This is a genomic window from Pacificimonas aurantium, assembly GCF_020092905.1.
Taxonomy (GTDB): Bacteria; Pseudomonadota; Alphaproteobacteria; order Sphingomonadales; family Sphingomonadaceae; genus Pacificimonas; species Pacificimonas aurantium.
The window spans coordinates 1-14804 of record NZ_JAGSGB010000003.1 but is presented as its reverse complement, the minus strand read 5'-3'; the positions used below and the strand labels follow the sequence as shown (position 1 = coordinate 14804).

Sequence of the window (14804 nt, the reverse complement as noted above, 5' to 3'; positions counted from 1 at the left end):
ACCGGGTCCGGAAGGGGCTCGGCTAGAAGCGGTATGCCAGCTCGGCTCCGATCACCCGGGGCCTCAGACGGCGACCGATGAGCGTATTGTCCGGCGCCACGAGCGCGTCATCGTTGAGAAGATTCTGGACGTAGAGCGAGACCGTCAATGGATCGAGGTCGACACTTGCCCGCATAGAGACAAGCGAGCGCGACTGAACGCGTGGATAGGTGTCCGTCGCGTTCGTCTTGAAGCCGTCCACATAGGAATAGTCTGCCCGCACATAGGCATCGTGCGCGCCAAGCGTGAAGTCGTAGAGCAGGCCGAGCGAATAGGTGAACTCCGGCGATAACGGCAGCCGGTCGCCTTCCTGGCCGATACCGTCGTCCAGAAACTCGGTATCGGTGTAGGAAAAGGCGCCGCTCAGCTGCAACGCTGCGGCAAGGTCGATCGTCGTTTCGACCTCTACACCCTGGGTTCGCGCGCCGCCGGCGTTGGCCGTTACCGACTGAAAGCCGGGACATGTATCGGACGTGTCCGATACCAGGACCGGAATCCCGTTCCAGTCGTTCCGGTAGACCGCCGCACTGACACGCGCGCGCGAATTGAGATTCAGCTTGCCGCCGATCTCGTAACTGTCGACTTCGTCGGAATCATATCCGTCGCGTAGCGGGGCGTTGGTGAAGTCGAGATTGCCGTCATTGTCGACGTCGCAAACGGACGCTGGAGGCACGAGTTGGCTGCCGCCGAGCCGAAAGCCGGTGGCCCACTTCGCATAGAGCAGGGAATCTTCTGTCGGCTCGTATGAGAGGCTTGCCTTGAAGGTCGTGCCGTCCTTTTTGGTGCCCGACTGGGTGACTTCGGCAACGGAGAAGAACTCGTTGCCGAGGCTCAGCAGGTCGCGGTTGTACTTGAACCAGCGCGCCCCGCCCGTCAGCGTCAGGGCCGGAATAATCTCGTAGGATACCTCACCGAACACAGCCTTCTGATCGAGCGTCTCGAACTTGTTGATCGGGTATCTCCAGATGACCGGCAGGCCGTTCGGCCCTGGACTGGAATCGAGGATGGGCAGCCCGAACGGAGTCTCGGTTTCCAACCCGCCCCACTCGGCGACCTGATCCTGCCGACGACTGAATTCCTCGTAATAGACGCCGGTAACGAACTGGAGCGGTCCTTCGAGGTTCGAGGCAAATCTGAGCTCGAAGATGTCGCCCTGCTTGTCGGCGGAGAACCCGAGAAGCGCGCCCAGCGAGCTGTATTCGGAATATTCCTGCCGAACCTTCTCCTCGTCGATATGGGTGTATGAGGCGGTCGCGCTCATCCAGTCGAAATCATATTCGCCGACCGCGTTGACGAACCAGAACTCGCTCTCGCTGAGTTCTTCTGCGCCGGGCGTCCGGAGCTGCTGGCTCTGGTATCCTCCGAGATCCAGATCGACGACGGCGGGCCCGTCCTCTTCTAGCGTCTGGGTAGCTGCCGTCACCGTAACCGACAGACGATCGGTCGCCTGCCAGAGGAGCGCAGCCCGGCCTCCGACATACAGAAGATCGCCAAGATCCTGTCCAAGGTCGACGGGAAGTCCGGTACGCGCGGACTCGGCTTCGAGCTCCGGCGTGCTCACCCGCTCGACATAGCCGCCGCGTTCCATCCGGTAGCCGACGACGCGCAGGGCCAGCCGGTCATCGACGAGGGGCAGGTTGAGGACCGCTTCCAGCGTCGTGTCGTCCTCGTCCGACCGATCGAGAAGACCATATCCCGCTTTCAGGCTGCCGCTCACCTCGTTCAAACGCGGCGCGACGGGTATGGTCCTGACAACGCCGCCGATCGACCCCGCACCGAACAATGTGCCCTGCGGACCCTTGAGCACTTCGACGCGCTCGACATCCACAAGCTTGAGATCCGACGTCGTGCCGCCGACCTCACCCGACCCGCTGATCGAGTCCGTAAGGGGCACTTCTCCGAAATAGGAACTGGTGGTGGCCTGCTCGTACAGGGTGGTTCCTACGCCGCGAATGATGATCTGATTGAGCGAAGGACCGGTGCCGACGAAGGAAACGCCGGGCACGGTGCTCAGATAGTCTTCCATGCCGACGATGTTGCGCCCCTCGATCTCTCGGTTCGTCAGAACGCTGATCGAAGCCGGCACGTCTTCCAGAGCCTCGCCGCGCTTCTGCGCGGTCACGATGATGACATTCGCCGCTGCACTGGTGGCGCCTGCGGTGCGCGTAGGAACTGTCCGGTAGCCTTCCGCAGCGCCCTGGGTCGTCGCCGACTGGACGATGAACAGGCCCGACCGCCCCTTGCGCGCTCTCAGTCCGGATTCCGCAAGCAGGTAGTCGAGGGCCTCCCTCGCAGTGAAATCGCCTTCGAGGGGCGGAGCCTGCAATCCGCGGACGACCGCAGCGTCGAAGGTGACCTGTTGTCCGGACTCGGCAGCGAACTGGCGCAGCACCGATTCCAGGTCCTGCTGCGGTATGTTGAAGTTGTAGGTTTCCTCCTGCGCGTGGGCAGGCGCAGCTTCTACCATAGCCATTGCCGCTGCAACGACAGAGAAACCACTCAGAAAAGAATGACGAATCCGCTTACCGGTCATTTACTACCCCCCTTGAGACCAGCGCCATGTGGCGAGGTGCAAGGTAAGACGCATGACATGTCTTTGCGGACAGAAAAGTTTTCAGGATCGTTACTTTTTCAGTTCTTTAACAGGATAATCTGACCCTCGCGGCGAAGCACCTGCAAGTCGTTGAACGCGGTAACACCTTCCAGAAACGCCTCATTGTCCCCGGCGTCGAACACGCCGCTGACACGGACCTCACCCGCCACGTTCCCGCTGACGATGATCTTCTCGTCGGAGTAGCGATTGACCCGTTCGACCGCAGAACCGAGCACTTCGTCTTCGAAACTGATCTGCCCCGAAACCCAGGACCCGGCGTGACGCAGGTCCACGGGAGAGATGCTGACGTCGGCGCCGCCTCGCGCGGCGATCATCTCCCTGCCGGGTTCCAGGTTGATTCCTGCTGCGGGATCCGACGGCTCACCGCCGGACGGACCATCACCTAGCAAGCCTCCGTCCTCCCGCTCCAGGATCTCGACCGTGCCTTCGAACAATATGACCCGCGCCTGTGCCTGCAGCAGCTCGACGCTGAACGACGTTCCGGTTGCGACCACGACCTTCTCGTCCGCGATCACGCTGAACGGTCGCAGTGCATCCTTTGCGACATCGAACTTCGCGCGGCCCGCCAGCAACTGGATTTCGCGCTGATTTTCATCGAACGCCACCTCGACCCGTGTTGCGGCATCAAGTGATAATCTCGACCCGTCCTCCAACACTGCCACCCGCCGTTCGCCGATCCCGGTCTCATAGACCTCGGGACCACCGCGGAGCAGGAACAGCGCCGACACCAAGGCCACCAGAAGCGCCGCGGCCGTCGCGGTAGGCAGTTTCCAGCCCGAGAGGCCGGCGGGATGCCACCGCCGACGGTTCGCCCGGCGAAAGCTGTTGAGAGCGACCGTCCGGGCCCGGATCAGTTGCGGCAGTTCGGCAGCGCTGTCGACGAGTTGCCAGGCATCCAGCGCGTCGCGCAGCGCCGCCGCGTTATCCTCATCGGCTCGCCACGCGTCGAACGCGCGCCAATCGTCCTCGCTAAGCCGGTCCTCCGCCAGCTGGAGGCACCAGGCTGCGGCCTCCTCGTCGCGCCCCTCGGTCGGGTCCGTATTCTGGACGAGTTTCATCGGCTCGCCCGCAGCCGCCGCATAAGGACGGTCATCGCCTTGTGAACATGTTTTTTCACAGCGCTTTTCGAAATCCCGAAGCTATCAGCAATGACATCAAGGCCCATATTCTCGATCCGATAGAGAACAAAGATCGTTCTGGTCCGCTCGGGCAGGGTTTCGAGGCCGGCTACGAGCTGCTTGAGCGCGTCCCGGCCCGCCGCAACCCGGTGAGGATCGAGCGGCTCGACCCCCAAACCTTCGGCGCTACCGATCGCCTGCCGATAGTCGGCACGAACCTTTGCGCGCCGCGCCCTGTCCCGCAGCAGGTTCGAAGCAACCTGAAAGACATAAGCGTCGGACGAGCTTTCGACCTCGTCATGCCGGGCGAGAAGCCGGACGAACACTTCCTGGGTCAGGTCTTCGGCCTCGTTATGGTCACGAACCCGGCGCAGGAAATAGGACATCAGCGCCGGCCGCCACTTGCGGCCGATCCGTACCTGATCGCTGATCGTCTCGCCGGTCACGCCGCCAACGTCTCTCCCGCCCTTTCCGGCTCCTTTCCGCATATGACGCGCAGGGAAGCGGATCGGACAGCAATATTTTCAGCGGACGGCAAATTCCGGCAGGAGTTGGATTTGGGAAATGGCGGTGCTGTCGGCTACTCCACATGCCAACCACCACCAAGCGCCTTGAACAGGTCGACGCGGGTAGATGCCAGCGTACGAAGCTGGTTGGCATATAGAGCGCGGGTGTCGAGCAGATCCGCTTGGGCCACGAGGACATCCAGATAGGCTGCGGAGCCAGCCCTGTAGCGCAACTCCGCGAATTCATATGCCCGTTCGGCGCGCGTGGCGGCCTCTTCCAGCGACTCCAGCCTCTTCTGTGCGGCGGCGACACGAGCCAGCGCTTGTTCGACTTCCTTCAGGGCAGTGAGGATAGTTCCGTCGAAGACTGCGAGGGAAGCCTCCTGCCGGGCTTCCGCTTGGCGGACACGCGCACGCGCAACGCTGGCATTCGGGAAGTTCCAGGAGACCAGCGGGCCGAGCGAGAAGGAGAAGGAATCGCCGCCACGTACGGCGTCGCTGCGAAAAAAGCTGCCAAGGCCGGTGAAGCTGACCGTGGGATACAGGTCCGACATAGCCACACCGATCCGGGCGGTATCCGCGGCGAGCCGGCGTTCGGCTTCGCGCAGGTCTGGCCTCCGCCGTAGAAGGGCGGCGCCGTCACCTACGGGCAGGTCGGCAATCGGAGTGGGGGGGATCTCACATTGGCGCGCGGCTTCAGGCACATCGTCCGGCGTAGTGCCGAGAAGGGCGGCAAGCTCGAACAGAGCCGCCTGCCGTTCACCGGCTAGTGACGGAATGTCCGCGCGGGCGGCGGCGGCCGCCGCGCCTGCGCGCTCGACATCGAGCATACCGACGGAGCCGGCTCTCTCCAACGTCTCGATGAGTTCGAGACTATCCGCGCTGGCGGCGTAAGAGCGGCGCGCAAGGTCCAGCGCGAAGGCGTATGAGCAGGCATTGAAATAGGCGCGGGTCGTCTCGGCGGCGACGAGAACGCGCACGCTATCCCGTGCCGCCTCAACTGCTTGGGCGTCGGCGCGCGCAGCTTCCACTGTCCGGCCTATGCGGCCAAAGATATCGGCCTCCCAGTCGACACCGAACCCGGCATTTGCCGACCACTGCGTGCCGCCCAGGCTGGTGACGCCCCCCTGCTCGCCGCCGCCGATCTGCGTGACGTCGCCGTAGGAAACCCCGCCCGTGACCGTTGTCGATGGCAGGCGACCTGCGCGAGCTTCGCTCAGAACAGCCTCAGCCCGCTGAAGGTTGGCGGCCGCGACACGCAGATCGGCGTTCGCCGCCAAAGCGCGGGCCACGAGATCGTCTAGAACCGGGTCGCGGTAGAGCCGCCACCAGTCGTCCGGCAGGTCGGCGGTAGGATCGATCTTCGCCGCGGTCGTGACAAATGGCTCCGACCAGTCGGCGGTCGCGGTCGCGGGAGCGTGATATTCGGGGCCGACCGCGCAGGCGGTTGCAAGGAGTGGCATCGCCAGGACGAATGCAAGCTTACGCATGGACGGGCTCTCCTTCGTTCGCGGAATTGCCGGTCCCCGCGATATCCGATCTCTCCTGGTTCTCAGAGCGGTGATCCGCGGCTATCAGCGTGTAGATCGTCGGCAACACGAAGAGCGTAAAGAGCGTGCCGATCAGCAGTCCCATGACGACGACGATCCCGATGGCGAAACGGCTCGCGGCCCCAGCACCGCTGGCGAAGACGAGCGGAACGAGACCCGCTGCCATGGCGGCCGTGGTCATCAGCACAGGCCGCATACGCACCGCGGCGGCGTGATGTATCGCCTCAGTGCGGTTCCAACCTTCATCACGCTGCATGTCGTTGGCGAAAGACACCATCAGGATGCCGTGCTTCGAAATCAGACCAATCAGCGTCACAAGCCCGATCTGGGTGTAGATGTTCAGCGTGGTGAAGCCGAGATAGAGTGGCAACAACGCCCCCGAGACGGCTAGCGGAACAGTGACGAGCACCACCAGCGGATCGCGGAAGCTCTCGAACTGGATCGCCAGCACGAGGAAGATCACGATCAGCGCGAAGCCGAACGAAATCGTCAACTGGTTACCCTCCTGCACGTATTGACGGCTGTTCGACAGCCAGTCGACATTGGTGCCTTCGGGTACCTGCTGGCTGCCGAGAAATTCCACGGCCTGACCCATTGTTACACCCGGCATCAGCACTGCGGAGATCGTCGCCGAGTTCATTTGATTGAACTGGGGCAGTTGGTTCGGCTGCGGCATGACTTCGACGCGCGTTACCGTTGAGAGCGGGACCAGCCCACCTTCGCTGGTGCGGACGTAGAACTGTCCCAGATCTGCGGGCGTCAGCCGGTCCCTCCGGCGCACCTGCGTGATGACGTCGTAGGAGCGGTCGCGATAGTTGAAGCGATTGACGTAATTCTCGCCGACCAGGAGGGCCAGCGTATCGGCGATGTCGGTCATGCTGACGCCGAGTTCGCCAGCTTTTGCGCGGTCGATGACAATACGCGCTTCTTGGCTGTCGAAGGCGAGATCGCTGTCGACGAAAGCGAACAGCCCGCTTCCCCAGGCCGCCCCCTTGATGGCTTCGAGCGTCTTGTAGATTTGCGAAAAGTCGTCGGCGGAACGGATAACCATCTGCACCGGCAGGCCCCCGCTCCCTGCGGGTAGCGGACTATCCTGAAACGCGGTTGCGTAGACGCCCGTGACCCCGGCGGTCATTCCGGTCAGCTGCGCCTGAACGTCTTCGGCCGTGCGCTCACGATCGTCCCAGCGTTCGAGAATGATCCCGCCAAAGCCGATATTGGCACCCTGCGGACCGCCGATGCCGAAGAAGCTGCCCGCATATTCCGGAATCTCGTGAAACAGATCCTCCACCTCGCGGCTGAAGCGAGCGGTGTAATCCACATTCGCATATTGAGGAGCTTTGGTCTGCGTGAAGACGTAGCCCATGTCTTCCTGCGGGGCGAGTTCGCTCTTCGCCCCGGTGAAGAAGACGACCGTCGCGCCAAGGATAGCCACACCGACGATCAGCACCGCGCCGCGCGCGTTCAGCGTGCGGCCGAGCAGCCGCTCATAGCGCTGGGTAAGACCGCGAACGGTCCGCTCGATACTCTTTTCAAGGCGACTTTCGCCCAGCTGCGAATTGAGCAGCCGGCTGCTCATCATCGGTGACAAAGTCAGAGCCACTACGCCGGAAACGATCACCGAACCGGCAAGCGTGAAGGCGAATTCGCGGAATAGCGCGCCGGTAAGCCCGCCCATCAGGCCGATGGGCGCGTAGACGGCCGCCAGGGTTATGGTCATGGCGATGACCGGTCCGATGATCTCGCGCGCGCCTAGCAGGGCGGCGTCGATCGGCTTTGCCCCCTCCTCGATATGGCGGTGGATATTCTCTACCACGACGATCGCGTCGTCGACCACCAGTCCGATGGCGAGCACCATTGCGAGCAAGGTCAGCAAGTTGATCGAGAAGCCGAACGCGAGCATCAGCGCGGCCGTGCCGAGCAGCGATAGCGGAATGGTCACGACCGGAATGATCACGGCGCGGACGCTGCCCAGGAACAGGAAGATCACGACGATAACGATGACCACCGCCTCGATCAGCGTATGCTCGACTTCCTCGATCGAGGCATCCACGAAGCGAGCTCGGTCGAACATGCTTTTCACGGTGAGGCCGGACGGCGCTACGCGCTCAAGCTGCGGCAACAAGTCGTTGATGCCGGCGACGATTTCCAGTGGATTGCCGTCCGGGGTCGGCGAGACGGCGAGCAGGATCGCGGGCTCTCCATCGGCCAGCGCAAGCGCATCGTAGTTCTGGCCGCCGAGCTCGATCGTCGCGACGTCGCCCAGGCGCACCAGACTGCCGTCGCCGCTTTTCAGCACCATTTGACGGAAGGATTCGACGTCGCGCAGATCGGTAGCGGCGGTAATGTTGATCGCAGTGTTTTCGCCTTTGAGCTGGCCGGGGGAGGCCTGCACATTGTTGGTGCGCAAGGCGGCTGCGACATCGCCCGCGGTCAGGCCGCGGCCGGTGAGTTTCACCGGGTCGACCCAGACCCGCATCGCGAGCGGCGCGCCGCCATTTACTTCGACCGATGCAACGCCTGGCACGGAAGTGATCAGCGGCGTCGCGACGCGATTCACGAAATCGACGATTTCGGGAGCCTCCATCGTATCGCTGACGAAGCCGATATATTGGACCGCCGAGGCGCCGTCGGTAATCTTCGAAATGACCGGGTCTGTAACACCCTCGGGCAGCCTGTATTTCACCTGCTGCACCTTCGACAGAATCTCCGTCATGGTGCGGTCGGCGTCGGCGTTCAGCACCAGTTTGGCGGAGATGTTGCTTTTTCCCTGTGTCGAGGTGGAGATCAGATATTCGATGCCGTCCGCCGTTGCGATCGCTTGGGCGATCGGGGTGGTGACGAAGCCCTGCATCACGTCCTGCGTCGCGCCGGGAAGCGCGGTGTTGACGGTGATCGTCGCGCTTTCCATGCGCGGATATTGGCGAATCTGTAACCCAAAGACGGCGCTGATGCCGATCAGCAGAATGAAGATGCTGACGACAATCGCGAAAATCGGCCGCCGGATGAAGATGTCGGTAAAGGCCACCTCAGCGTTCCTCCCGTGCGGCTGCATCCGTTGCCTTTGCGCCGGATGCCTGGTCCCGCTGCACGATGCGTGCGACGCGGACCTGCGCCCCTGGCTGCACGCGAAGCTGCCCCTCGGTGACGACGATGTCGCCGGCTTGCAGGCCGCTCGTAACGAGTACCGAATTGCCGATACGTCGTCCGGTTTCTACGGAAACGATCTCCGCGGTACCGCCCTCGCGCGGAGTATCGCCGCGAATGGCGATGACGTTGTTTCCGCTCGCTGTCGTCTGGATCGCTGTGGCGGGCACGAGCAGCGCGTTCCGCTGCGGCGGAAGTTCGAGTGCGGCAGTGACATACATGCCCGACCGCAGCGCACCATCCGGATTCGGTAGGATTGCCTGAACCGTGACGTTCCGGGTTTCCTCCCCAATCACGGGTTCTATGGCGTTCACCCGGGCGGTAAATGTACGCTCGGGAAAGGCGTCGCTCGTGACCGTCACAGCCGCGCCGCTATCAAGGCGCGCGAGTTCCTGTTGCGGCAATGCGAACTCGACATAGAGGCGATCGAGCGAAGTCAACGTAGCGACCGGGTCGCCGGGATTGAGATATTCGCCAAGGTCCACCCGGCGGAGGCCGATCCGTCCGGCAAAGGGCGCGCGTATCCGCTTCTGAGCGAGCCGCGCTTCGATCTGCTGCACGGCGGCTATGGCCTGGTCGCGCTCCGCTCGCCGCTGATCCAAGAGCTCACGCGGTTCAGCTCCTGTGGGCGCCAGTTCCTCTGAACGCGCCACCTGAGTGCGGGTGAATTCGGCGCGCGCGATAGCCGCCTGCCGGTCGGCGCGTTCCGGCGCGTCGAAGAGCTGGACCAGCAATTCGCCAGACTGGACATAGTCGCCTGCCTCGAAACGGATCGCCGTCACCCGGCCAGCAACTTCTGGAGAGAGCGTGACCGACCTCACGGCGGACAGCGTGCCGACCGCCTCGAGCGAGGCCGGAACATCGCGCGGAGTAACAATCGTTGCCGCGACGGGCACCGGCTGCTGCTCAGGCGGCTGACCCGGATCGGTGCGCGCCGCGCGCCACAGGAATAGTCCGCCCAAGACCAGAGCGAGGAGCACGACGGTGACAAGGATCGTTCGGCTCTGACGTCCCGTCAGGCGCTGCCAGCCGTTTTTAATCGCGTCCGCCATATCGCTACCTCACGCGCTGTGAGAAAGCAGACGAAAAGCAACGGAGCGCCAGCGAATGCTGCGCCTTCGAAAAGAAAATCATGTCGGCTCCTGCTGCCTTGGCCGCGCGGAAGCGGGCCCGTGGACGTTGACCGACAGGACTGATACAACCTCAACCATAGTTCAGGTCAAGGGGTTTCTTGGTGTCGATTACGAGCGAACAGGTTCTTTCGGTGGGAGACGTGGCGAAACGGAGCGGCGTGGCCGTCTCCACGGTTCATTTCTACGAACGGAAGGGCCTTATCGAAGGCTGGCGCACATCCGGAAACCAGCGCCGCTATCCGCGGAGCATTTTACGGCGCATCGCTATCATCCGTATTGCCCAGCAGGCTGGCATACCGCTGGCCACCATTCGCGAGCATATGAAGAAGATGACGAACGGCCCGATCACCGCGGCGCAGTGGAACGAACTGAGTGAGGCCTGGCGCGCGCAGCTGAACGAGCGGATCACCAGTCTCGTGCAGCTGCGCGACCGAATGGAAACATGTATTGGCTGCGGCTGCCTCAGCCTTGGCGACTGCCCCCTCCGCAATCCCGAAGACGCCCTCGCGGCCGAAGGGCCAGGCGCACATCTGCTTAATTCGTGAAGTGATCCCGCGCTTTGCATGACGCTGAGATCACTTCCCGTCGGCTCGGGAATTATCTGACGGCTTTGGACCGGAAGCCGACAGTCTAATCCTGGTGAGTATCCAGGCTAGTGAGTTGGGCACCGATGATCAGCCGTGCACTTAGTCTGACAGAACCCGTCGAGCCGATCCTCAACGTTACGCATTCTGAGCGAATCCCGGACGTAGAGCATCACCGCCCCTCGGATCACCTCAGGAGAAGAGTTGAAGCAGTGAAACGCACTCCGGGGTTTGCTTAATCTGGGCATCAATCCGCGCAAGCATATCAGGCACCGCTCATCAGTGGTGTCTCTAGTCAGAAAGAACCAGAACCGCCAAAAAATCGATCAGGATTGATCGAGGGCCAGCACCGCGCCTATGTTGCAAGCAAACGGGCGTCTTCGGGAAATGCGCATTACTTATAACGGCGCTAGAGAGGTTGAAACAGCAATGAAAGCCAGCGATATTTGGCCCCGAAATCAGCTTGTTAAGTTTGTTTTCGTTCTGGCCGCTATTATCGCTATGTTTCCCGCTCACTCCGCTGCGAGAGCTGATTTCCAGCGCTTCGTAGGCGAATGGTACGGGACGACATTGTGTAATTCTCAATTCCGTTACCAAGTAGTTGAGACGAAGATTCAATTCGAAATCGACGAGGGCGTGCTCAATTCGAAGTGGACGCACAATATGTCAGAATTGATGCCCAGGGGTAAACATGTCTTCGTTCCTGAAGGTGAAGAAGCGGGGGGAATATTTGTAGTCAATGGTGGCTTCAAAACTTCAAGAAGCTGGGCTGCACATCGGCTGGGCAGTGACGCTAACCTCGTCCTGATCCCTATTGGACACACTGCACGCTCTTGTTCGGAAATGGTTTTGTACCGTGAAAAGGCGCAGCAGAAAAATTTGGTCGAAACGCTTAGCGTAATGGGAGCTGACGAATCGAACAGCCGGCAATTCGCTATGCGCAGCGAGTTCATAAAAGCCGCTGCCACTCCTGCGTATGACGATACCGCAAGCGCAATTATCAGCGCAGGGGTGCTGTCAGACTAATGACAACTTGTCTCTGTTTCGCACAACAAGCCCCTTTCCCACCGGTGCTCAACCCATGAGGTTAGCCCACTCAGCCTGGGCAGCAGAGCGGCGGGTCTTGTAGGTCGGGCGGTCGATGAGGTGGCGTTCGGAATTGAAGTGGTTGTGGACGTTGGCGTGGACCGAGGCGAACTTCTGCAGGCTCGCCATCTGGCGAAACCGCAGCATCGCTCGTTCTCGTCGTCGGAAGGGCAGATGCGAGTTCTCCACCCGATTGTTCAGGTGCCGGCCGATCTCTTGCTTCCCGCTGTTTCCTAGCGCGCTCATTGCTGAGACGTAGGAGCGCAGCCCGTCCGTCACGATCGCCTCGGGTGTACCGTAATTCTTCAGTGTCTTTTTCATGAAACGCAGGGCAGCAGCCCTGTCTCGCTTCTTGGTAACGTAGCTCTCGAGAATCTCGCCCTCGTGATCGACGGCGCGCCAGAGGTAGCGCTGCTCGCCGTTCACCTTCACGTACATCTCGTCGAGATGCCACTTCCATTGCCGGAACCCGCGCATGTATGACCGGCGCCGCCGCTTGATCTCCTTGGCGAACACCGGGCCGAACCGGTTCCACCAGAAGCGCACCGTCTCGTGGCAGATATCGATGCCGCGCTCGGCCAAGAGGTCTTCTACGTTGCGAAGGCTCAAAGGGTAGCGGACGTAGAGCATGACCGCGGCGCGGATCACCTCGGGCGACGAGTTGAAACAGCGGAATGGGCTGGCTGGTTTTCGGGATCTGGGCATCGATCCAAGCTAGCGGATCAGGCACCGATCGTCAGCGGTGCATTTAGTCTGACAGTGCCCGATCGGCTTGTAAACGATGACACTCACACGCTCTTTGTCTCGCGGCCGCTGGGCGCGCGCTTCCTCGATTGCTTTGAGGGCGGTTCGCGCAGCCTGACTGTCTCCGCCCAATCCAGCCTTGGTAACGTGCAGGAGAAATGCTTCGGCCGCCGTAATCCGGCGCTCCCTGCCATCTTCGCGTACGGTCACCATCTGACCGAGAACCGCCTCGTGCGGGAGCATGCGAAACCGGTTCTTCGGGCGGCCGCGCGGATTTCCGGATCGCCCTTTCTGGAAGCGTGTTCCGGCAGGCGGCTTTCCATAACCGACGCCGCTCATGAGGCCTCCGGTCTTGGCCACTTGATCGACCCGTCGTCCCGCGTCGAACGTTTCAGGTCGAGAAGATCGTGCTGGCTGACGGAGGTCCGCCGCCGCGCAAGCGCCGCCTTCACGGCCCACGGCTCGAGCAGCAGGCGTTGGCGGTCGCCCGGCTTGCTCTCTGTCCAGGTCTTGTCAGGAGCGGCGATGCCGAGAACCTGGAGGACGGCGTCGGCGTTTTCGGGATCCACCCTTTCGATTTTCACATCGATGGGGCTCTGAGCCGGACGCTGCTTTGCCTTCGCGCGTTCGCGTCTCAAGATCATCTTGAGGACCGCCGTTCGCGCTGCCTTCCCGCCCTTGAGCGCATCCTGATAAGTGCGCTGTTCGAGAGCTTCTTCGACGGTCAGCTCGCGCTGCTTGCTGCCTTGCCTGACCGTCAGACGCTTTTCGAGAATGATGTCGAACGCCGAGCCTGTCGCGGCGTGACGGTCTTTCCGCGGACGACCTTTCGGGTTGCCGGACTGCCCCTTCTGAAACCGTGCCATCGGTGCTGTCAGACTAATGACAACTTGTCTCTGTTTCGCACAACCCACCCCTTCCCCGCGGCTGCTCAGGCCATGAGGTTTGCCCACTCGGCCTGGGCGGCCGAGCGGCGCGTCTTGTAGGTCGGGCGGTCGATGAGGTGGCGTTCGGAGTTGAAGTGGTTGTGGACGTTGGCGTGCACGGAGGCGAACTTCTGCAAGCTCGCCATCTGGCGGAAGCGCAGCATTGCGCGCTCTCGTCGTCGAAACGGCAAGTGCGAGTTTTCCACCCGGTTATTCAGGTGCCGGCCAATCTCCTGCTTCGGCAGATTGCCGAGCGCGTTCATTGCCGAGACGTAGGAGCGCAGCCCGTCGGTGACGATCGCCTCCGGTGATCCGTAGTTTTTGAGCGCCTTCTTCATGAACTTCAGCGCGGCAGCCCTGTCGCGCGTCTTCGTGACGTAGCTCTCGAGGATCTCGCCCTCGTGGTCGACCGCACGCCAGAGGTAGTGCTGCTCGCCGTTCACCTTGACGTACATCTCGTCGAGGTGCCACTTCCATTGGCGAAAACCGCGCATGTAGCTCCTACGCCGCTGTTTGATCTCCTTGGCGAACATCGGCCCGAACCGGTTCCACCAGAACCGCACCGTCTCGTGGCAGATGTCGATACCACGCTGGGCCAGGAGGTCCTCCACATTGCGGAGGCTGAGCGGAAACCGAACGTAGAGCATGACCGCCGCGCGGATTACCTCCGGCGAGGAGTTGAAGCAGCGGAAAGGGCTCGCAGGTTTGCGGGATCTGGGCATCGATCCGGGCTAGCGGATCAGGTGCCGATCGTCAGCGGTGCAGTTAGTCTGACAGAGCCGAAACCGCGCATGTAGCTCATGCGCCGCTGTTTGATCTCCTTGGCGAACATCGGCCCGAACCGGTTCCACCAGAAGCGCACCGTCTCATGGCAGATGTCGATGCCGCGCTCGGCGAGAAGGTCCTCGACGTTTCGCAAGCTGAGCGGATACCGGACGTACAGCATGACCGCCGCTCGGATCACCTCCGCCGACGAGTTGAAGCAGCGAAAAGGGCTGGCTGATCTGCGGGAAGTCGACATCAATCCGCGCTAGCGAATTAGACGCCGATCGTCAGCGGTGCATTTAGTCTGACAGAGTCCGGCTCGGCTCTAATCCCAGCTGGGGGAAAGCTGGGGGTCACGTCATCACGTCAGTGTATGGACAGGTGAGGGAAGCGCCCCGGCACGCCCTCCCCCGGGTTTCAGACGATCAGGATTTCCTGCATCGGCAGATCGACATGCTCGGCAAGCGGGGCCTCAGCTGCCATGTCGGCGCCTGCAACCATGCCGCCATCCGCAAAGGCAGAGGCGGGAACGATCGACCCGCCGGCCTCTTCGAATACCACTTCGCCCGCCTCCGTGTCGAAGAAGACCCGA

General features: G+C 62.0%; 12 protein-coding genes and 1 pseudogene. 2 read left to right on the top strand and 11 right to left on the bottom strand.

Translation table 11 applies throughout. The features are described from left to right. Positions 1–22: 22 nt before the first annotated feature. From KCN53_RS13220 to KCN53_RS13195, 6 genes are all read right to left on the bottom strand, one after another. A complete protein-coding gene (locus tag KCN53_RS13220; protein WP_172406336.1) occupies positions 23–2512 on the bottom strand; it encodes a TonB-dependent receptor domain-containing protein in 2490 nt (829 codons plus the stop codon). Between the two features lie 158 nt (positions 2513–2670). Beyond that, positions 2671–3711, bottom strand: a complete 1041-nt coding sequence (locus KCN53_RS13215; RefSeq protein WP_088713737.1) for a FecR family protein — start codon at positions 3709–3711, stop codon at positions 2671–2673. Continuing rightward, positions 3708–4217 (bottom strand): RNA polymerase sigma factor, encoded by a 510-nt coding sequence (locus tag KCN53_RS13210; protein ID WP_224199714.1) that lies wholly within the window; start codon positions 4215–4217, stop codon positions 3708–3710. The genes KCN53_RS13215 and KCN53_RS13210 overlap by 4 nt, the downstream gene beginning before the upstream one ends. Positions 4218–4351: 134 nt before the next feature. Then, positions 4352–5767 carry an efflux transporter outer membrane subunit gene (locus tag KCN53_RS13205; RefSeq protein WP_088713739.1) on the bottom strand — a complete coding sequence of 472 codons (1416 nt, stop codon included), beginning with the start codon at positions 5765–5767 and terminating at the stop codon, positions 4352–4354. Next, entirely contained in the window at positions 5760–8855 is a 3096-nt protein-coding gene (locus KCN53_RS13200; protein ID WP_088713740.1) for an efflux RND transporter permease subunit, read from the bottom strand. Before KCN53_RS13200 ends, KCN53_RS13205 begins: the two co-directional genes overlap by 8 nt. A gap of 1 nt (position 8856) precedes the next feature. Further along, the gene (locus tag KCN53_RS13195) at positions 8857–10026 is read right to left on the bottom strand and encodes an efflux RND transporter periplasmic adaptor subunit (protein WP_088713741.1); all 1170 of its coding nucleotides are present in this window, start codon (positions 10024–10026) and stop codon (positions 8857–8859) included. A gap of 182 nt (positions 10027–10208) precedes the next feature. On the opposite strand from KCN53_RS13195, the gene soxR reads away from it, so the two are divergent. Both soxR and KCN53_RS13185 read left to right on the top strand, forming a co-directional pair. Next, complete coding sequence (soxR, locus tag KCN53_RS13190; protein ID WP_347707141.1) at positions 10209–10652, top strand: redox-sensitive transcriptional activator SoxR; 444 nt, start codon at positions 10209–10211, stop codon at positions 10650–10652. Positions 10653–11078: 426 nt separating this feature from the next. Next, positions 11079–11717 carry a hypothetical protein gene (locus KCN53_RS13185; RefSeq protein WP_143712287.1) on the top strand — a complete coding sequence of 213 codons (639 nt, stop codon included), beginning with the start codon at positions 11079–11081 and terminating at the stop codon, positions 11715–11717. A gap of 48 nt (positions 11718–11765) precedes the next feature. Here the strand turns inward: KCN53_RS13185 and KCN53_RS13180 are convergent, their stop codons facing one another. The 5 genes and pseudogenes from KCN53_RS13180 to KCN53_RS13160 all read right to left on the bottom strand — a co-directional run. Continuing rightward, positions 11766–12482 carry an IS6 family transposase gene (locus KCN53_RS13180; RefSeq protein WP_088713744.1) on the bottom strand — a complete coding sequence of 239 codons (717 nt, stop codon included), beginning with the start codon at positions 12480–12482 and terminating at the stop codon, positions 11766–11768. Positions 12483–12491: 9 nt separating this feature from the next. After that, positions 12492–12881 carry a DUF5681 domain-containing protein gene (locus tag KCN53_RS13175; protein ID WP_143712288.1) on the bottom strand — a complete coding sequence of 130 codons (390 nt, stop codon included), beginning with the start codon at positions 12879–12881 and terminating at the stop codon, positions 12492–12494. Next, on the bottom strand, positions 12857–13387 hold the full coding sequence (locus KCN53_RS13170; RefSeq protein ID WP_088713746.1) for a DUF5681 domain-containing protein: 531 nt from the start codon (positions 13385–13387) through the stop codon (positions 12857–12859). Before KCN53_RS13170 ends, KCN53_RS13175 begins: the two co-directional genes overlap by 25 nt. Before the next feature lie 65 nt (positions 13388–13452). Beyond that, positions 13453–14169: an IS6 family transposase gene (locus KCN53_RS13165; RefSeq protein WP_088713747.1), complete on the bottom strand. Its 717-nt coding sequence runs from the start codon at positions 14167–14169 to the stop codon at positions 13453–13455. A 59-nt stretch (positions 14170–14228) separates the two neighbouring features. Continuing rightward, positions 14229–14411: pseudogene (locus KCN53_RS13160) on the bottom strand (IS6 family transposase); the annotation flags it as partial. Between the last annotated feature and the right edge of the window lie 393 nt (positions 14412–14804).

Coding starts and splice junctions, on each gene's coding strand:
- KCN53_RS13220 (WP_172406336.1), bottom strand. CDS start 2,512: ATGGCTATGGTAGAAGCTGCGCCTGCCCACGCGCAGGAGGAAACCTAC.
- KCN53_RS13215 (WP_088713737.1), bottom strand. CDS start 3,711: ATGAAACTCGTCCAGAATACGGACCCGACCGAGGGGCGCGACGAGGAG.
- KCN53_RS13205 (WP_088713739.1), bottom strand. CDS start 5,767: ATGCGTAAGCTTGCATTCGTCCTGGCGATGCCACTCCTTGCAACCGCC.
- KCN53_RS13195 (WP_088713741.1), bottom strand. CDS start 10,026: ATGGCGGACGCGATTAAAAACGGCTGGCAGCGCCTGACGGGACGTCAG.
- KCN53_RS13185 (WP_143712287.1), top strand. CDS start 11,079: ATGCGCATTACTTATAACGGCGCTAGAGAGGTTGAAACAGCAATGAAA.
- KCN53_RS13180 (WP_088713744.1), bottom strand. CDS start 12,482: ATGCCCAGATCCCGAAAACCAGCCAGCCCATTCCGCTGTTTCAACTCG.
- KCN53_RS13170 (WP_088713746.1), bottom strand. CDS start 13,387: ATGGCACGGTTTCAGAAGGGGCAGTCCGGCAACCCGAAAGGTCGTCCG.
- KCN53_RS13165 (WP_088713747.1), bottom strand. CDS start 14,169: ATGCCCAGATCCCGCAAACCTGCGAGCCCTTTCCGCTGCTTCAACTCC.